This window comes from Streptomyces sp. NPDC050211, from assembly GCF_040656035.1.
Taxonomy (GTDB): Bacteria; Actinomycetota; Actinomycetes; order Streptomycetales; family Streptomycetaceae; genus Streptomyces.
In genome coordinates this window covers 1-22212 of the sequence record NZ_JBFALC010000103.1, presented here as the reverse complement: position 1 = coordinate 22212, position 22212 = coordinate 1, and the positions used below count along the sequence as shown (strand labels likewise).

18 protein-coding genes and 1 pseudogene are annotated in these 22212 nt (G+C 70.5%); 10 read left to right on the top strand and 9 right to left on the bottom strand.

All coding sequences use genetic code 11. The features are described 5' to 3' along the window. Window positions 1-210: 210 nt before the first annotated feature. The gene (locus AB0I98_RS46690; RefSeq protein WP_362952178.1) at window positions 211-2361 is read right to left on the bottom strand and encodes an MMPL family transporter; all 2151 of its coding nucleotides are present in this window, start codon (window positions 2359-2361) and stop codon (window positions 211-213) included. A gap of 86 nt (window positions 2362-2447) precedes the next feature. After that, window positions 2448-2750: a hypothetical protein gene (locus tag AB0I98_RS46685; protein WP_362952177.1), complete on the bottom strand. Its 303-nt coding sequence runs from the start codon at window positions 2748-2750 to the stop codon at window positions 2448-2450. An 84-nt stretch (window positions 2751-2834) separates the two neighbouring features. Here AB0I98_RS46685 and AB0I98_RS46680 point away from each other — a divergent pair, with 84 nt between their 5' ends. The 4 genes from AB0I98_RS46680 (at window position 2835) to AB0I98_RS46665 (ending at window position 7010) form a co-directional block, all read left to right on the top strand. Beyond that, window positions 2835-4028: an IS3 family transposase gene (locus tag AB0I98_RS46680; protein ID WP_362952176.1), complete on the top strand. Its 1194-nt coding sequence runs from the start codon at window positions 2835-2837 to the stop codon at window positions 4026-4028. 345 nt (window positions 4029-4373) lie between these two features. Further along, window positions 4374-5600 (top strand): hypothetical protein, encoded by a 1227-nt coding sequence (locus AB0I98_RS46675; RefSeq protein ID WP_362952175.1) that lies wholly within the window; start codon window positions 4374-4376, stop codon window positions 5598-5600. 168 nt (window positions 5601-5768) lie between these two features. Then, a complete protein-coding gene (locus tag AB0I98_RS46670; protein ID WP_362952174.1) occupies window positions 5769-5948 on the top strand; it encodes a hypothetical protein in 180 nt (59 codons plus the stop codon). A gap of 102 nt (window positions 5949-6050) precedes the next feature. Then, window positions 6051-7010 carry a Rieske 2Fe-2S domain-containing protein gene (locus AB0I98_RS46665; RefSeq protein ID WP_362952173.1) on the top strand — a complete coding sequence of 320 codons (960 nt, stop codon included), beginning with the start codon at window positions 6051-6053 and terminating at the stop codon, window positions 7008-7010. A 464-nt stretch (window positions 7011-7474) separates the two neighbouring features. Here the strand turns inward: AB0I98_RS46665 and AB0I98_RS46660 are convergent. After that, window positions 7475-7867 (bottom strand): annotated as a pseudogene (locus AB0I98_RS46660) (response regulator transcription factor); the annotation flags it as partial. Window positions 7868-8261: 394 nt separating this feature from the next. On the opposite strand from AB0I98_RS46660, the gene AB0I98_RS46655 reads away from it, so the two are divergent. Further along, window positions 8262-9545, top strand: a complete 1284-nt coding sequence (locus AB0I98_RS46655; RefSeq protein WP_362952172.1) for an ATP-binding cassette domain-containing protein — start codon at window positions 8262-8264, stop codon at window positions 9543-9545. A gap of 635 nt (window positions 9546-10180) precedes the next feature. Here the strand turns inward: AB0I98_RS46655 and AB0I98_RS46650 are convergent. After that, window positions 10181-10786, bottom strand: a complete 606-nt coding sequence (locus AB0I98_RS46650) for a TetR/AcrR family transcriptional regulator (protein WP_362952171.1) — start codon at window positions 10784-10786, stop codon at window positions 10181-10183. A 238-nt stretch (window positions 10787-11024) separates the two neighbouring features. Between AB0I98_RS46650 and AB0I98_RS46645 the strand changes: the two genes are divergently transcribed. Both AB0I98_RS46645 and AB0I98_RS46640 read left to right on the top strand, forming a co-directional pair. Beyond that, the gene (locus tag AB0I98_RS46645) at window positions 11025-12164 is read left to right on the top strand and encodes an FAD-dependent monooxygenase (protein ID WP_362952170.1); all 1140 of its coding nucleotides are present in this window, start codon (window positions 11025-11027) and stop codon (window positions 12162-12164) included. 137 nt (window positions 12165-12301) lie between these two features. After that, the gene (locus tag AB0I98_RS46640) at window positions 12302-13786 is read left to right on the top strand and encodes an MFS transporter (protein WP_362952169.1); all 1485 of its coding nucleotides are present in this window, start codon (window positions 12302-12304) and stop codon (window positions 13784-13786) included. 220 nt (window positions 13787-14006) lie between these two features. On the opposite strand, the gene AB0I98_RS46635 is transcribed toward AB0I98_RS46640, so the two are convergent. The 3 genes from AB0I98_RS46635 to AB0I98_RS46625 form a co-directional block, all read right to left on the bottom strand. Next, window positions 14007-14738, bottom strand: a complete 732-nt coding sequence (locus AB0I98_RS46635) for a cation transporter (protein ID WP_362952168.1) — start codon at window positions 14736-14738, stop codon at window positions 14007-14009. Continuing rightward, window positions 14738-15073, bottom strand: a complete 336-nt coding sequence (locus tag AB0I98_RS46630; RefSeq protein ID WP_362952167.1) for a metalloregulator ArsR/SmtB family transcription factor — start codon at window positions 15071-15073, stop codon at window positions 14738-14740. Before AB0I98_RS46630 ends, AB0I98_RS46635 begins: the two co-directional genes overlap by 1 nt. A gap of 1248 nt (window positions 15074-16321) precedes the next feature. Beyond that, a complete protein-coding gene (locus AB0I98_RS46625; RefSeq protein ID WP_362952166.1) occupies window positions 16322-17245 on the bottom strand; it encodes a ScbA/BarX family gamma-butyrolactone biosynthesis protein in 924 nt (307 codons plus the stop codon). 359 nt (window positions 17246-17604) lie between these two features. Between AB0I98_RS46625 and AB0I98_RS46620 the strand changes: the two genes are divergently transcribed. Continuing rightward, the gene (locus AB0I98_RS46620) at window positions 17605-18882 is read left to right on the top strand and encodes a cytochrome P450 (RefSeq protein WP_362952165.1); all 1278 of its coding nucleotides are present in this window, start codon (window positions 17605-17607) and stop codon (window positions 18880-18882) included. On the opposite strand, the gene AB0I98_RS46615 is transcribed toward AB0I98_RS46620, so the two are convergent. After that, the gene (locus AB0I98_RS46615) at window positions 18863-19798 is read right to left on the bottom strand and encodes an NAD-dependent epimerase/dehydratase family protein (protein ID WP_362952164.1); all 936 of its coding nucleotides are present in this window, start codon (window positions 19796-19798) and stop codon (window positions 18863-18865) included. The two genes, AB0I98_RS46620 and AB0I98_RS46615, sit on opposite strands and share 20 nt — an antisense overlap. Window positions 19799-19958: 160 nt before the next feature. Here AB0I98_RS46615 and AB0I98_RS46610 point away from each other — a divergent pair, with 160 nt between their 5' ends. Then, entirely contained in the window at window positions 19959-20642 is a 684-nt protein-coding gene (locus AB0I98_RS46610; protein ID WP_362952163.1) for a ScbR family autoregulator-binding transcription factor, read from the top strand. Between the two features lie 114 nt (window positions 20643-20756). Here the strand turns inward: AB0I98_RS46610 and AB0I98_RS46605 are convergent, their stop codons facing one another. Then, complete coding sequence (locus AB0I98_RS46605; protein WP_362952162.1) at window positions 20757-21746, bottom strand: ScbA/BarX family gamma-butyrolactone biosynthesis protein; 990 nt, start codon at window positions 21744-21746, stop codon at window positions 20757-20759. A 363-nt stretch (window positions 21747-22109) separates the two neighbouring features. On the opposite strand from AB0I98_RS46605, the gene AB0I98_RS46600 reads away from it, so the two are divergent. Continuing rightward, the coding region (locus AB0I98_RS46600) for an acyl-CoA carboxylase epsilon subunit (RefSeq protein WP_362952179.1) at window positions 22110-22212 on the top strand (103 nt) is incomplete at its 3' end.

The following is a 22212-nucleotide window of genomic DNA, read 5'->3' as shown; positions in this document are numbered from 1 at the left end:
GCTGACCCGCCCCGGCGGAGCGGCGCAGGAGAAGGGACGGCGGCCCTCGGGCATGGCCCCGCGCGGCTCACCGTCGGGGCAGGACACCGCGATGCGCCGACCCCGGCCCCGGCGCGTGGCACGGGACCAAAGGGCGGCGACCGTCGGGCCCATGAAAAAATCCGGGACGGGCCTGGGGCTCCGGCCCGGATCTCGCCCGTGCCGCCGCGCTCACCGTTGCAGCGCGGGCTCCTCGTCGTCGGCGAGCGACTGTTGACCGTCCGGCAGCTCCGCCGCTGGACGGGACAGCCGGCTCGGCCACCACATCCGCCGGCCGATCAGCAAGGTGAGGGCGGGCACCAGGACCGACCGCACCAGCAGGGCGTCGAGCAGCACGCCGAAGGCGACCAGGAACCCGACCTCGATCAGCATCACCAGCGGAAGTGTGGCGAGGACCGCGAACGTGGCCGCCAGAACCAGGCCTGCCGAGGTGATGACGCCACCGGTGGCGGAGAGGGCTTTGAGCATGCCCTCTCTGGTGCCGAGACGCACGGTCTCCTCCCGGGCCCGGCTGGCCAGGAAGATGTTGTAGTCGACGCCGAGCGCCACCAGGAACAGGAATGCCAGCAGCGGCACCGAATAGTCGATCCCCTTGAACCCGAGGATCGTGTCGAAGACGAACACGCTGCCGCCGAAGGCTGCGGCGAATGAGACGATCACGGTGGCCATCAGGACCAGCGGGGCCAGGATCGCGCGCAGCAGCAGCCCGAGGACGATCAAGACGACGGCGAGCACCAGCGGGATCACCAGCTTCTCGTCGCGCTTGGTGGTCACCTCGGTGTCGAGGTTCTCCGCGCTCGGCCCGCCGACGATCGCCTCCGCCCCGCTCACCGCGTGCACGGCGGTGCGCACCCGCTTGATCGTGTCGTACTCTGCGACGGTGTCCGGCCCGTCCTTCGGGAACACGGAGATGTTGGCCCAGCCACCGCTGGTCTGCTCCGGGATGGCCAGGGCCACACCGCGAGTGTCTTTGACGATGTCGAGCACCCGCTCCTGGTGCGCCGGCCGCGTGAAGATCGTCATCGGCTGGCCGCCGAGCTCCGGGAAGTGCTGGCGGAGAACGGTGAAGCCGGTGACCGACTCCGGCGCGGACAGGAACTGGTCCTGCTCCCGCAGGGCGCCGGTGTTGCCCGCCAGCCCGAGGGCGAGCACGCCGAGGACTCCGAGCGAGCCGAGCGTCGCCACCCACCGGCGGCGGCTGATGGCGGTGCCGAGCCGTCCCCACAGCCCCGGCTTCTCCTCCACGGCCGTGCTGAACCGCGGGATGGCCGGCCAGAAGATCCGCCTGCCGAGCACCACCAGCACCGCCGGGAACAGCGTCAGCATGGCCACCAGCGCGCACAGGATGCCGGCCGCACCGATCGGACCCAACCCGCTGGTGCTGTTCAGGTCCGCGACGAGCAGGCAGAGCAGGCCGGCGACCACGGTGGCCGCGGACGCGACGATGGCCGGCGCCGCGCCGCGGAGCGCGTGGACCATCGCGACCCGGACGTTCTCATGGTGGTGCAGTGCCTCCCGATATCGAGCGATGAGCAACAGCGCGTAGTCCGTGCCGACGCCGAATACCAGGATCGTCAGCAGCGCCGAGTTCTGGTCGTTGACCACGATGCCGAAGCCCTTGACGAGCAGGTAGACGGTCCCCATCGAGGTCAGTGCGGCCGCGCCAACGGCCACCAGCGGGATGATCCACAACACCGGGCTGCGGTAGGTGAGGATGAGCAGGAGCGTGACGACGATGATGGTGGTGAGGAGGACCTGCACGTCGATGCCGTCGAAGACGGCATCCATGTCGCCGTCGATCGCGCCCGGGCCGGTCACGTCGAGTTCCAGGCCGGAGGGGCGGTCCTTCGCGGCGTCACGCAACGGGCCGACGATGTCCTCCGGTGCGCCGTAGGCCGTGCTCACCTCGAGGGTGAACATCATCGCCTTGCGGTCGGTGGAGGGGCTCGTCGGTGAGCCCTCGTCGTCCTCGCCGGCCGCCGCCGTCGCCTTCGGCGGGTACCGCTTGGCAAGGGTGTTGTAGTGGCGCTCGACCGTCGCGCGGTCGGCGTCGGTCATGCCGCCGGCGCGGTGGTACACGAAGACGAACGTGTTGTTGTCACCGCCGGGGAGACTGTCGTCCAGCACCGCCACCTTGGTGGACTCGGCACTGGCCGGCAGGGTGTCTACGGCGCTGTCGGTGGTGACCGAGCTCAACTTTCCGCTCAGCGGCACCATGCCCGCCGCCAGCACCAGCCACAAGCCAATCACCAACCATGGCACCCACCGGCCTGCCAACCGACCGGCCGGCGCTTCCCCGGACGGCGCTGCGTTGACTGCCATCACTAGCCTCCTACATACGGGTTGCATCGCTTATCTGGATGCCTGCTTCCTAGCGAGCGAACCTGAGACGACTGTTAATACGGTGCTCAGGCCGGTTGGCCGAACCATGTGCCCAGCGCACGCACCAGCGTGGTGGCGTCGAGGTCCTGCCCGGTAGGCAAGGCCCAGGCGACACAGCCGTCGGGCCGGACGAGCAACGCGTCGACGTCCACCCGGTCCGTGCGGGCGGTGACGGTGTTGACCCGTCCGGTCCACGCGGCCGCGGCGTCGCGGGCCTCCGCGCGGTCGACGAGGTCGAGCAGGAGCCCACGCCCCTCACGCAGCAGGTCCGCCGACCGGGTCACCGCGGTGACGACGTCCGGGTCGCGCCGCTCCAGCGTCAACTTCATGTCGGGGCACTGAGCTGACCCGGATTTTGTAGCGGCCCTGAAGCCAGGCATGCCCGCCTCGGCAGATGGGAGAACACAGGTCCGATGCCTGCACCACGGAAGTACCCCGACGAGCTGCGTGAGCGAGCTGTCCGCGAGGTTCAGACCTCGGGCCGTCCGGTCGCGCACGTCGCCCGGGATCTGGGCACCCACAAGGAAGCCCTGCGGCAATGGGTCCGCCAGGCCGAGGCCGACCAGGGCGACTGGCCTGACCTGCTCAGCACGGCCGAAAAGAGTGAACTCGCCCAGCTCCGGAAGGAAAACGCGGAGTTGACAAGGGCGGGCGAACGAGATCCTGAAAGCCGCCTCGGTGTTTTTCGCGAAGGAGCTCGACCAGCCCCGCACGAAGCCGACGCGGTGATCAACCATCTCCGCGACGACTTCGGGGCCGAGCCGCCGGCCTGTCGGGAACTGGGCCTGTCGGTCTCGGCATACAACGCCCGCCGCAGGCGGCCGAAGTCCGCCCGGCGTCTGCGCGACGAGCAACTGTTGGCCAAGATCCGTGCAGCTCACGCCACGTCCGGCGAGACCTATGGCGCCCGCAGGATCCACCGCCAGCTGCGGCGCGAAGGAGTCACCGCGGCCAGCTGCACCATCGAACGCCTCATGCGCGAGGACGGCCTGGAGGGCGTCATCCGCGGCCGGCGACGTCGGACCACGGTGCCCGAGCCGACCGCCCCGCGCCCGCCAGACCTGGTCAACCGGCTCTTCACCGCGACCCGGCCGAACCAGCTCTGGGTAGCCGACCTGACCTATGTCCGGACCTGGTCCGGCTGGGTCTATGTCGCGTTCGTCCTGGACGTGTACTCACGCACGATCGTGGGATGGCAGCTCGCGACCCACATGCGCACCGATCTCCCGCTGGACGCCCTGGAGATGGCGCTGTGGCGCCAGGGCATCAAGAAGGGATCGGGCCTGATTCACCACAGTGATCGCGGCAGCCAATACGTTTCGATCCGCTACAGCGAACGGCTGATGGACGTCGGCGCGGCCGCGTCGGTGGGCTCCGTCGCGGACTCGTACGACAACGCGATGGCCGAGGCACTCAACGGCACCTTCAAGGCCGAACTGATTGAACACCAAGGCCCCTGGCAGGACACTGACCAGGTCGAACGCGCCGTCGTGCGGTGGGTCGGCTGGTACAACACCGAGCGCCTGCACTCCGCACTCGACTACCTCCCACCCGAGGAGTTCGAGGCGGCCTACTACCGTTCTTTGGTCACTCCGAAAGCCGCCTGAAACACACAAGATCGGCCGCTACGAAACTCGGGGCAGCTCACTCCGACATGTCATGACGGTAGAACTGCCCCAACTGTTCGATAACGGGACGCAGTTCGCTGTCCGCTGGCCAGAGAGTGACCGGCATCGTGTCATCGGTCGAGCGCATTCAGGGATTCTCGCACCGATACACAACATGGATCCACGGGGCGACGAGAGCCATATGCGACAGCGTCGGCCGTCGAGCATCCGTCCGGCCTCTGCACCGCGACGGTTTAAGGACGGGTTCTAACAGTCGTCTCAGGTTCGCTCGGTAGGAAGCAGGCATCCAGATAAGCGATGCAACCCGTATGTAGGAGGCTAGTGATGGCAGTCGACGCAGCGCCGTCAGGGAAAGCGCCGCCCGGGCGGTTGAGGTTCGGGGCGGCCACCATGGTGCTGGCGACGGCGTTCGCTGTCGTCGCCTGCGGGTCGGACGCCGACAACAGTGCGGCGCCCGCCGCGACCGGATCGCACGGCGCGCATGCGAGCGGGTCGTCGGCTCCACCGCAGCCGCTGCGCGCCGGCGAGCGGTTCGTCGACCTGAAGATGGCCGAGGCATACACGCCCGCGCCGCCGGAGGGCGGCACGGACGAGTACCGGTGCCAGGTGATCGATCCGGGCCTGACCAAGGCGGCGTTCCTGACCGGGACCCAGTTCACGCCGGAGAACGTCGCCATCGCACACCACGCCATCGTGTACGCGGTGCCGCCGGGCGGCGCTGCCGCGGTGCGCGAGCAGGACGCGAAGACCCCCGGCCTCGGCTGGCAGTGTTTCGGCGGGACCGGCGTGGCCGGCGCCGAGGTCGAAGAGGGGGACGCGGCGTGGGTGGACACTTGGGCGCCGGGCGCCACGGAGACGCTGCTCGACCAGGACGCCGGCTACAAGCTGGAGCCGGGCAGCCTGCTCGTCCTCCAGATCCACTACAACCTGCTCGCGACCGACGGCAAGCCGGCCGGGTCGGACCGCTCGGCGGTGCGGCTGCGGCTGACGGACGGCACGCCGCAGACCCGGGAACTCGAGACGTGGTCGCTCGACGCGCCGACCGACCTGCCCTGCGCCGCCGACGAGTCGGGTCCGCTCTGTGACCGGGCGGCCTCGATCGCGGACGTGACGAAGCGGTTCGGGCCGGATGTCGGCGAGATGGCGGACCGTCAGGTGGAGGAGTGCAACCAGGGCGGCGCGCCGAAGCCCGGTGACACCCAGACCTGCGACCACAAGGTGGAGGCGCCGATGACGCTGTTCGCCGGTTTCGGCCACATGCACATGCTCGGGCGGGCCATAAAGGTCGAACTCAACCCAGGCACGCCGAAGGCCAAGGTCGTGCTGGACGTGCCGCAGTTCGACTTCGACAACCAGCGGCTGATGAAGCTGCGGTCGCCGGTGGAGATCGGCCCGGGAGACACCCTGCGGGTGACGTGCACGCACGACGCGGGGCTGCGCAAACGCCTGCCGCAGCTGAGCAAGCTGCCGCCGCGCTACGTGGTGTGGGGCGACGGCACCAGCGACGAGATGTGCATTGGCATCATGGCGGTCTCCCCCCGCAAGTCCTGACGAGGCGTCGAACGTGTGTGAGCTCACTGAGGTCAACAAGCCGAAAAACAGCTCTGAGCTCACACACGTCCGCACTGAACTCACACCCGTGCGGCGTCGTGGCGGTCGGACGGGCGGTGACCCGGCTGACCCGGCAGCGGAGCGGTCGGTCACCTGCTCGGACGCTCCATGAAGGTCGAGGTCAATCCCGGCCCCACCGATGCCCACACCATTCTCGACGTGCCGTCGTTCAACTTCGACGACCAGCAATACGAGCAGTTGGGCACTCCCTTCGTCCTCAGGCCGGAGACAACCTCCGGGTCACCTGCACCCACGACGCCGGGCTGCGCAAACTCCTGCCGCAGCTGAAAAGACTCCCGCTGCGATACGTCGTGTGGGGTGACGGCCCCAGCGACGAAATGTGCACCGGGATTCTCGTCGCCACACCTGCGACATGAAAGGCGACTTCTCTTGTCCCCCACGCCCTCCCCCGGCGAAACAACGCCACGGGCCGATGCGCCACTACGGACGCCGATCTGGGCACTCCTGCCGCTACGCGTCTTCCTCGGCGGCACATTCCTCTATGCAGGCCTCTCCAAAATCCTCGACACCCACTACCTGGACCACACCTCACCCCTCGGCGTCCACGCTCAGATGCTGCACGCCGCGACAACCTCCCCGATCGGCCCGCTGGTGTCATTCGCGGCCGAACACCCGACCGTCACCGGCCTGGTTATCGCCTTCGGCGAGGTCGCTGTCGGGCTGGGTACTCTGCTCGGGCTGTTCACCGACATCGCCGCACTCGGCGGGTTTCTCCTCGCGCTGAGCTTCTTCCTCACCGTGAGCTGGACGACCCGCCCGTACTACTTCGGCGCCGACATCGTCTTCGCAGCCGCCTGGACCCCGCTGCTGGTTGCTGGCGACGCAGGCCTGTTCTCCACGACGGCCCGCCTGCGCGCCGCGATACGTCGTCGTCGCCAGCCGAACTCCACCCCAGACGACGTCAAGCGACGCATTTTGCTCTGGGGCGGCCTGATCACCGCGACGACCGCTGCCCTCGGCGGCGGCGTCATCGCCCTTACCCGTCGCACCACCACCAACCCGAAACCAAGCCAGCCAACAGACCCAGGAACGAACTCCCCGACAGTGATCGCTGCGGTCTCTGCCGTCGCCGTCGGTTCGTCGACAAGATTCACCACACCGAACGGTTCCGCCGCATACCTGTTACGCCCCTCGACCGACACCTTCATGGCATTCCTCGCCACCTGCACACACCAGGGCTGCCCCATCACGCCCACAGGCTCCGGCTTCCGCTGCCCATGCCACGGCTCCACTTTCGACGGCAACGGCCAAGTCACCGGCGGGCCGGCAACAAAACCCCTGATCAACGTGCCAGTGCAAGTCGTCGACGGGCAGGTCACCACCGCATAACCGGACCCAAGCCCGGTGTCAAGCGACCCAAAGGGATGGCGCCGGAAATACCGTCGAAGTTGAGCGATGGCCGCGGCCGCGAGACCGACAAGTCCGGAGTCCGGCTGCGCCTCACCGACGGCACCGTCGCCACCAAACCGCTGGCAACACTGGTGGTGCAGGCTCCGATCGAACTACCTTGCGCCACGACGAATCCGGCCCGCTGTGCGACCGGGCCGCTGCCGTCGCCGATGTCGCCAAACGCTTCGGCGCCGAGGTCGCCGAACCGAAGGCCAGCTGCTGCAACAGTGCAGCAACGGCAAACCCATTCCCGGCAACACCCAAACCTGCGACGACCCGGTACCGCAGCCCGTGAAGGTGTACGCGGGGCTGGGACACATGCACGCGGAGCGGATCGGCCCGGAGCGGTGCGGCTCGGAACTACGGTCGCGCCCCCGGCGGACGCGCGAGATGAAGCGCTGAATCGGCCGGGTGAGTCTCAGGTCGTAGGCGAGGATGACGGCCTGGATCCGGTCCCGTGCGCCGATCTTGGCGAGGACCCGCCCGACGTGGGTCTTCACCGTCGACTCCGACAGCGTGAACCGTTGCGCGATCTCGCCGTTGGTGAGGCCGTGGCCGATGGCGACGAGGATCTCGCGCTCGCGGCCGGTCAGGGAGTCCAGCCGGGGATCCTCCCGCACAGGCCCGCAGAGGTCATCGCCGAGCCGGTCGGCGAACGCGTCGAGCAGCCGCCGAGTCAGCGCCGGCGCGATCACCGCGTCCCCGGCGGCCCGGATGCCAGCGAGCAGCTCCTCCGGGCGGATGTCCTTCAGCAGGAAACCGCTCGCCCCGGCCCGCAGCGCGGCGAGCGCGTACTGGTGCTCGCCCGGCGCACGACGGGGGGTTCGCCGCTTGGTTCATCGCCTGATGAGGAAGACCTAGGGTCTGTCCTCCATGGATGACTCATGGAGCATGGTTCACGCGAAATCGCCTCGCTGAGCGCAAGTGCGGCATGTTCGCCCACCGCCGACGTCACCGGGTCCCGCACGCCGGAAAAGCTCGGAGGAACGAAGGCGTTGGCGCTGTTGTCGTGATCGTCATGGCACGAGGTATCTGGTCGCAGAAGGTTCGCTCCGCCCGCTGACGGCGGCGCCTTCTCCCTGTTGAATCAGCGCTCGCGGTCCCGGTTCCCGCTGGGCGGCCACTTGTTGCTGCCCGGCTCGAGTGCGAGCTGCGGAGCATCCGTTGAACCTCAATCCGACCTCCGAATCCATGTCCTTGCCCGTTGAGGCGGGCGGTAGTGCGCACATCCGTGCCGAGGGCGTCACCGTTGCCCGCGGGTTGCGGCGTGTCCTGAACGATGTCTCGGTCACCGTCTCCGCCCGGTCACGGGTCGCCGTCGTCGGCGAGAACGGCCGTGGCAAGACGACTTTGCTGCATGTCCTCGCCGGACTAATCACGCCCGACGAGGGCAGCGTGCGCCGCTCCGGCACGGCCGCTGTGGCCCGCCAGGAGCTGTCCGCGCAAGGCGGTGTGACCGTGGGGACTGTGACGTCGCAGGCGCTGGCCGCGTCGCTCGCGGCTCTCGCCGCGCTGGACGAGGCGACCTTGGCCATGTCGGACGGCGATCCCGCTGCCGGCGACTGTTACGCCGCCGCGTTGGACGCCGCCACCCGGCTCGACGCGTGGGATGCCGAACGCCGCGTCGGTGTCGCCCTGGAAGCCCTCGGTGCCTGCAGCGAACGCGACCGCCTGCTGTCGACGCTGTCGGTCGGACAGCGCTACCGCGTCCGGCTGGCGTGCCTGCTCGGCGCGCGGCACGACGTCCTGCTGCTCGACGAGCCCACCAACCACCTGGACGCGGACGGGCTGGACTTCCTCACCCGCAGGCTGCGCGAGCACGACGGCGGCCTCGCCGTCGTGAGCCACGACCGGGCGCTGCTGCGCGATGTGACGGACCGGTTCCTCGACCTGGATCCGACCCGCGACGGGAGGCCGCGCCTGTACGCCGGCGGCTATGACGCCTGGCAGGACGCCCGGCGGCGTGAGCGTGCGCGCTGGGAGCAGGACCACGAGGAACAGCTGGCCGGGCACCGGCGGCTGACGGAGGCGGTGTCGCAGGCCCGCGACCGGCTTTTCACCGGTTGGCGGCTGGTCGAGGGGGCCGGCAGGTATCGGCGCGCCTCCGGTGTACCGGGTGTCGTGCGGTGGCTGTACCGGCGGCAGGTAGCGCTTCGGGCGTACCGGGTCGACGTACCGGTGCCGCCGTCGCCGCTCAGGTGGCCGGACCTGGGTGTCGGCCCGGGTGCGCCGCAGCTGCGGGCGTACGGTATCGCGGTCGAAGGCCGGGTGGCCGGTCAGGTCGGCCTCACCCTCGACGGCGGTGACCGGCTGCTCGTCACCGGACCGGGCGGTGCCGGGAAGTCCACGCTGCTGGCGGTGCTGGCCGGTTCGCTCGGGCCCACCGGCGGGCACGTGTGGTCGGCGGACGGCGCACGGATCGTCCGGGTCGGCCAGGAGAGCGCCCAGCAGGACCCGGGACTCACGGCCCGTTAGGTGCAGGCCCGGCATGTGGGGCGGTTGGTGGCCTGCGGGGTGCTTCGCGAATCCGGCGCTGTCCTGCTCGGGGCTGTGGGTCTGCTGGGCTGGGAGGCGATGCGCGCACGGGTGGGGCGGATGTCGCAGGGGCTGCGGCGGCGCCTGGTGCTGGCGTTGGCGGTGGCCGGGCGGTCCGGGCTGGTCCTGCTCGATGAACCGGAGCCAACGACCTGTCGCCGGCGCTGGTTGACGGACTCATCGACGGGATCTGTCACACGAGTGCCGTCGTCGTCGTGGCCTCGCGCGACCGCCGGTTGCTGCGTGGCCTCGCCGAGTGGCCGTGTCTGGAGGTGGGGGGACTTCCGGCAGGTGCGGCTGGAACACGGTGAGCGAGTGGGCGTTCGCGTTGGTGGACTTCCGTGGTGGGGCGGTGGGATGGGTGCGTGCGGTGTCCCGGTCGGGCTCGTGCAGGTGCGGTGGCGGGCTGGGCGGCCGGGGCCGGCCCACCATCGCGGAATCGGTGCTTCCTGGACCCGCCCGGGGATCGTGTCCCGGCGCGCCCGCTCTGGTGTGGTACTGCGACGTGTTGCGTTGAGCGCGGCGGTGACGGGTGCTGTGGCCTGCGGCGTGAGCGGTGGGGTCGGGGCGTTGGCTCAGGGGTGTGGTGTGGTGGCGCGGATGCCGGCGAGTACGACGGCGACGATGCGTTCGGCGTCGGTGCGGGTGAAGGGGCGTATGCCGCGGTTGATGATGAGGTGCACCGGGCCGGAGATCATCTCGCCGAGGAAGGAGCTGTCGATGGGGGGGAGTTCGCCTCGGTCGACGGCGGTGTCCACCCGTTGCTGCAGGGCGGCCACGCGCTGGTCGAGGATCTGGGTGAGCGCCTGGACGGTGGAGTGGTGGCGGGCGGGCTGGATGGCTTGTTCGAGGGTTTGGCCGAAAGGTGTTTGCAGGCCGCCGGCGAGGGCGAGCAGGAAGTCCACCAGGTCGCGGTGGATGTCGCCGGTGTCGGCGATTGAGGCGAGGTCCTCGGCGTAGCGCAGGAGGGCTTGGACCACCAGTTCCTCGCGGTCGGGCCAGTTGCGGTAGACGCTGGTCTTGTGCACGCCGGCGAACTCGGCGACCTCCTCGTAGCGGAAGCCCGCGATGCCGTCGCGTGCCACGAGTTCGACGGTCGCGTCGAGGATCTGCGCTCGCACGCGGGCGTTGCGGCCGCCGGGGCGCCGGGCGGGCGGCCGGTCGGCGGTCCCGTTGGCCATGGCCGCGCTCACCTCCTGTTCCGGCTGGGGTGCCGATTGTCGCCAGGTGGGGCGTTGCGGTGCAAGCCGGTGGGACGTAGGCTCGCTAAAAGCGACAGTTTGTTTCTTTAGTCGTTGGGCTGGCACGTCAGCGGCCTGCCCGCCGACTGCACCGCTGCGCGCATTCGCCTGCCCGGCCGGCGAGCAGCAAGCCGGTCCGATCGCCCACCCACCTCAGCACAGCCTGGAGCGCACCCACGTGAACATCCTTGTCTTGGGAGCCGGTATCGCCGGGCTCGCCAGCGCACGTGAGCTCGGCACCCGCGGCCACGACGTCACCGTCGTCGAGTACGGCCGTCACCTTCGGCTCACGGGCACACCCATCGACATCCGCGGGGATGCGATCGAGACCGTGGACCGGATGGGACTGCTGGCGAAGATCCAGCAGCATCGGGTGCGGATGTCCGAGCTCACCCAGTTCGTCGACAGCGACGGCGAGCCGGTGGCCCGGGTCCCGATGGCCGAGATCAGCGACTCCGGCGACGACATCGAGCTGCTGCGTGAAGACCTCGTGCGGATCCTCGCCGACGCCCTCCCGGACACCGCCGAGATCCGCTTCGGCGACTCGATCGAGACACTGACCGACGGCGGCAGCGGTGTCGACGGCGGTGTCGATGTGCGTTTCGTGTCGGGCCGCACCGGGCGGTATGACCTGGTGCTGGGTGCCGACGGTCAGCATTCCGTGGTGCGCAGGCTGGTGTTCGGGCCGGAGGAGGCCTGCCTGCGGCATCTCGGTGTCTACTTCGCGCTGGCCGAGTACCCCGGCGAGGCGCGGGCCGAGGGCGCCGACCCGTTACACAACTCGATCTACAACGTGCCCGGCCGCATGGCGGGCCTGTTCCGGTACAAGGGGAAGGCGGTTGCGGTCTTCCAGTTCCGCTCGGAACGGATCGAGTTCGACCACCACGACCTTCACGCCCAGAAGAAGATCCTCCTCGACGCTTTCGCGGGCTACCGGTCGTGGCGGATCCCGGAGTTGCTCGATGTGGCGGTTGCCGATCCGGGCTTCTTCTTCACCGCCGCGAGCCAGATCCACCTGCCTTCCTGGCACCGTGGCCGGGTCGTCCTGGTCGGGGACGCCGGGTACAGTCCGGCTTTCCTGTCCGGCCGGGGCACCTCACTCGCGCTCACCGGCGCCCGCTTCCTTGCCGAGGAACTCCAGCGGTGCGGCCGTGACCACGCCGCCGCCTTCGCCCGGTACGAGGCCCGGCAGCGCCCCTATGTCACCTTCGCCCAGGACCGTGTCTACGGCGGTCGCGACCGCATGCTGCCGGCGACGTGGGCTGCGATTGCCGCCCGCAACAAGGCGCTGCGGGCATCGGGCACCGGTGCGCCCTGAACCGGGCGCGATGCGACCGGTATCCGGTTCCCGGGCGGCGTGCGGACAACGCCCAAGGACCTTCTGCACACCGCCCACAAACGGGCGTCCGCACGTTGTGCGGGACCTCACCCCCCATGCGCTGGAGAGATTGCAGAGTGGAAGACACGCTGGAAAAGCCCGCCCCCGCCGCCCTGGAGCGCCGCTGGAGCAGGCGGCTCATCCTCTGGGCGGTGGTTCTCACCCTCGCCAACGTCCTGGCCGACGTGGCCATCGGCTCGCCCATGATGGTCATGCCCCAGTTGCTGGAGCACCTCGGCACCGACCAGGTCGGGTGGCTGAACGCGAGCGCGATGCTGGCCGGGGCCATCTGGTCGCCGCTGCTCGCGAAGAGTTCCGACCTCTTCGGCAGGCGCCGCATCCTCATCTACGCGCTGCTGCTGTCCTGCACCGGAGCGCTGGTCTGCCTGGCCGCCCCTAATGTCTGGATCTTCCTGGTGGGGCGTTTTCTCCAGGGCGCCGCCTTCGCCGCGGTCTTCCTCACGGTGGCCCTGGCACGCCAGATCTGCACCCCGCGGGTGGCGATGGCGCTGGTCGGGCTGGTGACGTCGGGCTCGTCGATCGTCGGGGTCATCGAGCCGTACCTGATGCAGCCGGTCATTGAAGAGCTCGGCTACCGCAGCGTGTTCATCACGGCGGCGCTGCTCGCCGCGGCGGCCGCGCTCTGCGTGCGGGCCTTCATCCCGGAGTCGCCGGTCCGCAGCACGGGCCGCATCGATGTGCGCGGGGCGTTCCTGCTCGGCGGCGGACTCGGCGCGGTGCTCGCCTACATCAGTCTGGGCAGGGACCTCGGATGGCTGTCCGGGGGCATGATCACGCTGCTGGCGGCCGGTGTTGCCGCGTTGGCCGGCTGGGCGTTTATGGCGCTGCGCCTCGACGAGCCCGTCATCGACATCCGGGCCCTGTCCCGCCCGGTCCTGCTGACGCTGCTGGCCCTGGTGCTGGCGGCAGGCTCCTTCCGCAGCCTGCTGCAACTGACGGGCATCGTCGCGCAGGTGCCGCCCGGCCTGGGGCTCGGTTACGGTCTCGGCGACGGAGAGTCGGTCGCGGTGCTGCTCGCCACGCCCAATGCCGGCATCGTGATCGGCGGCACGTGTGCCGGATGGATCGCGGGGCGCTACGGTCCCGCGCTGCCCCTCCTCGGCGGCATCGCCGTCGGGACAGCGGGGACCTTCGCGATGCTGGCGGGCGTATCGGCGCTGCCGGTGGCGATCGCCTGCGGCGCCGTGGTCGGCATGGCCGCCGGCGCGATCGGCGCCTCCGGCTACAACCTGGCGACCAGCTTCGCAGCGCCCGAGCGCCAGGGCACGATCGCCGGTCTGGTGTCGGTCGTGCTCGCTCTGGGCTCGGTCGTCTTCAACATCGCCGGGGGAGAGGTACTCAGAGCGACCCGGACTCCCGTCACTTCTGCGGACGGTGCTCTGGTGAGCACGGCGAGCGGCGTGTACCTGTACGTCGCGATGGCGGGGGTGCTCTTCGTCCTCGCCGCGGTGCCCGCGATCATGCTCGTACGTTACCGGCCCACCGCGCCGGCCGTGCCCGGGGCATCGCAGCGTCCGGGTGCGCCTGCGGCCGGCCGGTAGTCCGCGGGCCCGGCCGGTTGGGGGAGCGGTGCGCGCTGTCACCGCTGCCACTGGTTGAACCCTTCGTGGCGGACGGCCGGTTTCCGTCGTAGCGGGGCTCGCTGGGCTGCTTGATGCGGGCGCGATGCCGGCAGTGTCGCCGAGTTCATCTGCAGCCACGGCGATGCGAACTGATCGCCTGCCTGGGGGAGTTGGGCTGCGGTAGCGCGGTGTGCGTGGGCTACGTGCAAGGCCGGTGGCACGAGCACTTGGGGCCGCATCCGCAGCCTTCCCTATCGCCCGTCTCCCGCCCCGCCGCCTCGGGGAGGCCGGCCGGAACGGAGCAGCAGGCCTCGCCCCGCCATGCCTGGCGTCCTTCCTTGACCGCGATGGCGGCGATGATCAGGGCGGCGGCCGGGTCGGCCCAGGACCAGCCGAGGAGGGAGTTGGCGAGCAGGCCGGCGAGCAGGACCGCGGAGAGGTAGGTGCACAGCAGGGTCTGTTTGGAGTCCGCCACGGCCGAGGCCGAGCCGAGTTCACGGCCGGCCGTGCGCTGGGCTGCGGACAGGAACGGCATCACCGCGAGGGACAGCGCGGCGAGCACGATGCCCGGGGTGGAGTGCGCGGCCTCACGGGCGGCGGTCAGGGCGCGGACGGAGTCGGCGGTGACGTAGGCGGCGAGCGCGAAGAAGGAGACGGCGATGATCCGCAGGGTGGTCTTCTCGCGCGCCTCGCGGACGTGGTGCTCGCGGGCGGAGAACTGCCAGGCGACGGCCGCGGCCGAACAGACCTCGATGACGGAATCCAGGCCGAAGCCGATCAGGGCGGTGGAGGAAGCGATCGTACCCGCGATGATCGCGACGAACGCCTCGACGATGTTGTAGGTGATGGTGGCGGCGACCAGGAGCCGTATACGCCGGGCGAGTTGGGTGCGGCGCTGCGGGGCGGGGCCGACGGATATCTGCACCGCCATCAGCAGCAGTCCTTCTCGTCGGCGTCCGGGCAGGTCCGGTCGGCCTCGACGGCCACGACGGCGCCGCGCAGGTCGTCCAGGGCATGTCCGAGGCGGGCGTCGGCCAGCTCGTAGCGGACGCGCCGGCCGACGGGGACGGCGACGACGATGCCGCAGTCGCGCAGGCACGCGAGATGGTTCGACAGCCGGGTGCGGGAGATTGCCAGGCGCTCGGCGAGATCGGCCGGATGGGCGGGCGCCTCACGCAGGGCGAGCAGGATGCGGCAGCGGATCGGGTCGGCGAGCGCGCGGCCGAAGCGGGCCAGCGCGTCGATGTCGGAGGCGAGGGTCAGCACACGGATAACGGTACACAGATTTCTGGATTCAGGGAATCCTGTATCCAGGGCTTCCGGGGAGTGAACCCGCCAGGGAGTGCGGGGCGGCCGGCGGGGAGGGCGTTCGGTGAGCCCTGGCACGCCCCCTTGGGCCTGCAACGGACGCGCCAGTGATGGTGTCGGTGAGAAGCGGCTCTGGCTCCACGTGTGTGGTGCGGTCGCTTTCCGTTGTTGCGGAGCGGTCGGGCCTGCCGTGGTCTCCCTGGAGGCGTAGGCATCGATGTAGAGGGGATGCGGGTGCTCCTGGAAGTCGGTGTGGAGCCATGGGCGGTAGCGGGGGGGGGCGGCCCGGGACCGGTCCCCGGCCGGCCGTGTCACCCTGACCGCTCTGTCGCGGTGGCAGGGGCAGAGACCGGGGGCGGGGGGTGGAGTGTGATGGCCTGTTGGTGGTTTTTCGCCCTCGGCCTGGCGTTCGCGGCCGGGTTCGCCCTGGGTGGTGGCTGGGCCTGGGGTGTTGCCGCGGTTGGGCTGCTGGCCGCCGTGGGGGTGCTGCGTCGGCACCGGTATCTGCTGGGCTCGGTGCGGGTTCTGCGTGCCCATCGGCGCCGTCACGGCGGCAGCGCCGCGGGCCTGCGGGTCCGCTGGGTGCGGATCGTGGGCATCACGGGGCTCGATGCGCGGCGCCGCCGGCAGTCCGACTGCACGTTCGACGCCATCGACGGGGTGCCGCTGACCGTGCTGGCCCGGCTGGCCCGGCGGTGGCTGGTGGCGGTCGATGACGGCGGCCGTCTGGCTCTGTGGCGCCGCCGGCTGGGCCGCTACCACGAAGCCGCGCGACTGCGCCCGCGCACGCTGCGCATCCAGCACGAGGACCGTGATCTGCTGCGGCAGTCCCGCTCGTTCCTTGCGGAGTGGGCGTACGAGCCGATCCGTGAGTTCTCGCCCTACTCCATGATCGCAGACTTCGTCGGGCAGGCCCTCGATGGTGCCGATCGCGTGCGAGACGTCCTCCGGCGGGTCGTGAGTTTCGGGGTGTGCTGCGGGCCGGCGGCCGTGTTCCGCGGGCCGGGGCGTGGTGATCGGGGCGGGGGTCCTCGGCGTGGTCCGCAGGTGTGTTCCGGCGTGTCCTGTTCGTCGTGTCCTGTTTGTTGCCTGCTCATGCCCGTCGTGCTTGTCGTTCTCGTCGCGGTGGTCGTGGGGTGGTGGTGGGTTGGTCGTGGCTGTGTGCGGGTGGCTGGTGTGGTGTGGGGCGGGGGCTGGGGGGTGTGGTCAGGTGGGGTTGTCGCGTGTGCCGGTGACGGTTGTGGTGAACACGGTGTGGTTTTGCTGTGTGCCGGTGATCCGGGTGCTGGGGCCGTGGGTGGGGTGGGCGGGCAGGGGGGTTGCTTCGATCGATAGCGGGGAGGTGAATTCGGCGTACTGGTGGAAGTGTGCTTTGACGGCCGTGGGGGTGAAGGGCTGGGGGTGGCTGAGTGCGGTGGCCGCCTGGCAGGCGGCTTCCAGCAGGACCATGCCGGGGTAGTGGTCGCCGGCGTGTTCGAAGAGGATGGGGTGGCGCGGGTCGGGGTCGAGGAGCCATGCGCTGGTGTGGCCGGTTGAGGAGAGTACGACGTCGGCGGGGGCTGTCTTGCCGACGGTGGCGGGCGGCAGGGTGTGCTGGGGCTGGGTGCGGGCGCGCGGGGTGGCCGTGGTGGTGGTGGCGCGCAGCCGGCGGTAGGTGGCCTGGGAGATGCAGGTGAAGTGGCCGCCGCCGGCGGCGCACGGCCGGCCGGCGCGGTCGATGGTGATGTTCATGTGGAACTGTGCGAGCCGTTTGCCTCTGCGGACCACGTCGGTGCAGGTGGCTGTCAGGGACAGCTCGCTGGGGCCCGGGCCGGTCACCATGTTGGGGGGGAGGGTGGTCAGATGCAGCTGTGAGAGCAGGAACTGGTGGTCCAGGGGCACGTCGTACTCGGCGTGGGCGAGGAAGAGCCCCGCCTGGCGAATGGTTTCTGCTGCCTGCAGGGCGTCGTGGCGCGCGGGGTCGGTGTGGGTGAAGAACGCATGCCTGCGCGGCCATTCGCCGGTGAGGGCGAACCGGCCCTCGTCGAGTTTTTCGCAGCCGGTCAGGAAGACTTCCGCATGGCTGGCCCGGTGCACGTACTGGCGGGGGACCGTGGTCGTCAGCCGTGGCATGGCGCGCAGGCCTGTCACGGGGGATGCTCCGGGCTCTTGTCGCGGTGTGACCAGAGCTGTCGTACGGGTCGTCGAAGGAGTCACGCGCGCTCTCCGCCTCTCTCCACAGCAGTCGGGCAGATGGGTGGTGGGTGGCTCAGAAGCAATAAGATACGGACTCACCGGTTTTATTTTCAAGCCCCTTTTGGCATGCTGAGGGCGGAGCCCGAGCGCTTCCTGTCCCGGCATAAGCGGTGGCAGGCCTTCCGCTGGGGGAGGCCGGCCCCGGCGTCTGCCGGGCCGGGGAGGGCGTGCTCGCGAGTGAACATACCGCTTGTGCGGTTTTTGTTGGCTGTGTGGTCCGGTTCGTCCGGTCCGCCTTTGTGACCGGAGGGTCAATGCCTCGTCAGCAGCAGTGCCCGTACACCTTCGATCCGTCGGGCCGAGACCTCCATGGCGAGGCCGCCCGGCTGCGGGAGCGGGGCCCGGTCGCCCGGGTGAGTCTGCCGGGCGGGGTGGAGGCGTGGGCGGTGACCGGTCATCAGGAGATCAGGGACCTGCTGACCGACCCGCGGATCTCCAAGGACGCCTACCGGCACTGGCCGGCGTGGATGGGCGGCGAGATCGCGCAGACCTGGCCGCTGGCGATCTGGGTGTCGGTGCAGAACATGGTCACCGCCTACGGGGAGGACCACACACGCCTGCGCAGGCTCGTCGCCGCCGCGTTCACCCCCCGCAGGGTCGCTGCGCTGCGCCCGCGCGTCGAGCAGATCACGCAGGACCTGCTCGACCACCTGGCCCGGCTGCCGCAGGGGAAGCCGGTGGACCTGCGGCAGGAGTACGCCCACCCGCTGCCCGCGCAGGTGCTCGCCGAGCTGTTCGGGATCCCCGAGGAGCACCGCGGGCGGCTGCGCCGGATCATCGCGGGTTTCTTCGACACCTCCGTCTCGCTGGAGCAGGCCCGCCGCAACGGCGTCGACCTGTATGTGACGATGAATGAGCTGCTGGCCCTCAAGCGCGGCGCGCCCGGTGAGGACCTGACCAGCGCGCTGATCGCGGTACGGGACGAGGACGGCGCCAGGCTGGGTGAGAAGGAGCTGGTCGACAACCTGATCCTGCTGTACACGGCGGGGTACGAGACCACCGTGAACCTGCTCGACCACGCCATCGCCCTGCTGCTGGCCTCGCCCGGGCAGCTGGCGCTCGTGCGGTCCGGGCGGGCGGGCTGGGAGGACGCCGTCGAGGAGACGCTGCGGGTGCAGGCGCCGGGGGCGAACGGGATCCTGCGCTATGCGGTGGCGGACGTTCAGGTGGGCGGGGTGGTGATCCCCAAGGGTGACCCGTTGGTGATCTCCTACGTCGCCGCGGGGCGTGACCCTTTGGTGCACGGAGAGCGGGCCGGCCTGTTCGACGTGACGCGGGACAGCCGCCGCAGCCATCTCTCCTTCGGCCACGGCCCGCACTTCTGCCTCGGTGCCGCGCTGGCCCGGCTGGAGGCGACGGTCGCGCTGAGCGGCCTGTTCACCCGGTTCCCCGCCCTGGACCTCGCCGTGCCGTACCAGGAGCTGCGCCCGCTTGAGTCGTTCATCTCCAACGGGCACCGTGAGCTGCCCGTCGTGCTCGGACCGGCGGCCGCCGCGGGGCAGCAGCCGCCCGTCACGCCCCCCCGGCCCTAGCGGCCGCGCGCAGCAGGGGGCGGTACCACGCAAGGTGGGCGGCGAAGCCGTCGGCGGGGGCCTGGCCCGGATCGCAGCCCAGCTCCCGCCAGATGCGGTCGCTGCGAAACCAGTGGTCCGCGCCGAGCATCTCGAGGTGGTGCAGGGCCAGGGGGATGCCGCCGGCCAGCTCTCTGGCCCGCTCGAGCGGCAGCAGGTCCGCCTCGGGCAGGTCCAGGTGCGCCGTCACCAGGGCGATCAGCGCCGCAGCCGGTACCGGACGCGGGTGGTTGACGTGGAAGGCGCCGGGCAGGTCCCCCTCCTGGACCGCGATCGTGACGGCGGCCTTCGCCAGGACGCCGACGTCGACGGCGGAGTGCACCGACGCGCACGCCACGCCCGCGCCCAACAGCCGTACGAGCCCGGCCAGTTGGGGCAGAACCCACCGGTCGCCCGTGCCGTAGACGAGGTGAGGGCGCAGCACGGTGCCGCCGGCGGCCAGCACATGCCGTTCGGCCGCCACGCGGGTGCGGCTGGTCGCGGACGCGGGGGCCGGCTGAAGGTCGGGCCCGGCCCCGCGGAACGGGCCGCGGCCGTAGACCGCGGCGGTGCTGACGTACACCACGCGGCGCACCCGGCAGCGCAGCGCCTCGGCGACCAGCGCCCGGGTGCCCAGGTCGTTGACCGTGTGCAGGCTCTGCTCGGTTCCGCCCACGCGGGACGCGCAGTGCACGACGGCGTCGATCCCCTCGCACAGGCCCGTCAGCGACGCGGGGTCGGTGAGGTCCGCGCGGACGGCCTCGATCCGTTCGCCGGTGAACGCCTGCGGGCCGCGGTGTACCAGCCGAACCCGCGCGCCCGGTTTAGTAAGGGCGGCGCGGACCACATGGCGGCCGATGAAGCCGCTTGCGCCGGTGACCAGCACGTTCTTCAGCATGCGAGAGCTCCTTGAGGTCCCGGGCAGGTGTGAAGGGACGGCGAAATATGCGAAGTGCGGCGCACGGTGACTTGTGAAAATACGGACTGACTGGTTTTGTTTTTCTGTGGGGGTGGGCACCGATCCTGTGCCGAACCCACGCACCAACCAGGGAGGCCTCATGGCACGGCAGGAGCGTGCGATCCGCACGAGACTGGCGATCTTGACGGCGGCGGCTTCGGTCTTCGACGAGTACGGCTACGAGCGCGCCACCATCGGCGAGATCCTGGCCAGAGCGGGCGTGACCAAAGGGGCGCTGTATTTCCACTTCGCCTCCAAGGCGGCCCTGGCGGAGGGCGTGCTCAACGAGCAGTTCACCGCGGTCTCGGTTCAGCACAGCCCCTGCAAGCTGCAGGAGCTGGTGGACACGGGACTGACGGTGGCCTACCGCATGCGGCGCGATCCTTTGGTGAGCGCGGTGGCGAGACTGAGCCTGGAGCAGGATGTGCGGGCCCAGTTCGGGACCTCGGCGATCACCCAGTGGATCGACGCCAGCGGCTATCTGCTGGGTGAGGCCAAGAAGCAGGGTGAGCTGCTTCCGCACATCGTGCCGGCCGAGACCGCCTGGATGTTCTCGGCGGCGTGGACCGGTGTGCAGGTCTATTCGCAGATCCTGTCGCAGCGCGAGGACCTCGAGGCGCGCGTGGTGTCGCTCTTCGAGCACCTGCTGCCCGGCATCGCGGTCCCGGCCGTCCTGGCGAACCTCGTCATCACCACCGAGCGGGCCAGGGAGCTCGGTGCCCGCAGTGACGAGCTGCGGGCGCAGGAGGCGCTGGCCGAGGAAGCGGTGGCGGCGGCGGGCTGAGCCGGCCCGCGCCGCGCGCCACCAGAGCTAGGCGGGCGCGCTCCGGTCACCGGGCTCTCGTGCGGCAGGCGGAAAAGGCCTGCCCCGGCCCGCGGCGCAGCGCGGCCCGGGCCGTCACCCGGGGGGAGCGGGCACGGTCGCCAGGCAGCGGAAGGCGAGCTCTCCGTTCTGGTGGCCCGTCACGAGCACGGACTGCCCGGGGGCCGTGCCGGCGGTGGGGATGCGGCACGTCTCGATCACACAGGGACTGCTCAGCTCGGTGTAGCGCCTGAACTCACTGGTGATCTCCAGGGGCATGCAGGAGGGCCCCAGCGTCGCGACCGTGGCCTGGCGGGCGGCTTCGAGCAGCATCATGCCCGGCACATGGTCGAGCGGGTGGTCGAAGAGCGCCGGGTGTGCGGTGTCCACGCGCAGCTGCCAGCGGCCGGGTTTTCCGGTGGGGGACAGGACGACATCCGTGGGCGAGATGCGTCCGACGGTCTGCGGGGGCACCGGGGCCGTCAGTGCCATCACCCGGGGCCGGCCGTCCCCGGGCAGGTGGGGGGCGCGCAGCCGCCGGTAGACTGGCGGGGTGACACAGGTGAACGATCCGCCGCCGGTTGCCGCGAGCCGGCCCTCCCGGCGGATCTCCACCGTGACACTGAGCCCCGTCAGGGTCTCGCCGCGCCGCTTCGCCTCAAGGACGACGACGTCGAGTTCGAGCGCGGCGGGTGTCCAGCCGACGCCGAAGTGCTCGCCGCGGGCGCTCACGCGGATGTCCCCCACCAGGAACTGCTGGTCGAGGGGGACGCCGTACTCGGTGTGCGCCAGCAGGATCCCGGCCTGACGGATCGTTTCAGCAGCGATGAGCGGGCTGTAGCGGTCCTCCATGGTGAAGAAGCTGTGCCCGCGCGGCCACTGGGCGGACACGGTGAAGCGGTCGTCGCCCGTCCGGTCCCAGTCGGTGAGCATGACCTCGGCCACGCCGGCGCGGTGGACGAACTCCTTGGGGACGGTGGTGGTCAGGGACGGGTGGCGCAAGACGCCGGTGCCGGGCGCCGCGGCGCCCCTGCCGGGCGGCGCGCTGGGTATGTGGCGTTCGATGCGGAACGTGCTCGCAGACATGTCTGTTCCCCCTGAGCCGCGTCGGTGTGAAGTGAACGGGCGGGCCGTGTGCCCTGGAAACGAGAAGATACATACCAACCGGTTTAATTTCTAGCGGTACGGCCGACTCCGGTGGCGCGGGATGGGGAGCGCCCTGTTCCAGATGGCGGGCCGGGTTCCGCTTCTGCCCGCACCGGCCGCCCGGCCTGGTGGTTTCTCCGCTGCCCGCCAGGGCGCCTGCGGGCCGGCGGGTGAGCCGGCCCGCAGGCGGAGGGGGCCTTGGGGGTGCGGCGTGCGCCGGCGTCTCGAGCGCGGCCACAGCGGTTCTCGAGCGGCCTCGCCGACCGTGTTCCCCAAGGTCCGGCAGGAGGGGGGAGGGGTCGCATGAACAGCAAAGAAGCCCTGTTCCGCGTGGAACGCGGCCAGGCGGACGCGGCGGAGCTGGCCGCGGTCGCCACGGTGCTGCTCGCGCTGCTGGCGCGCCGCC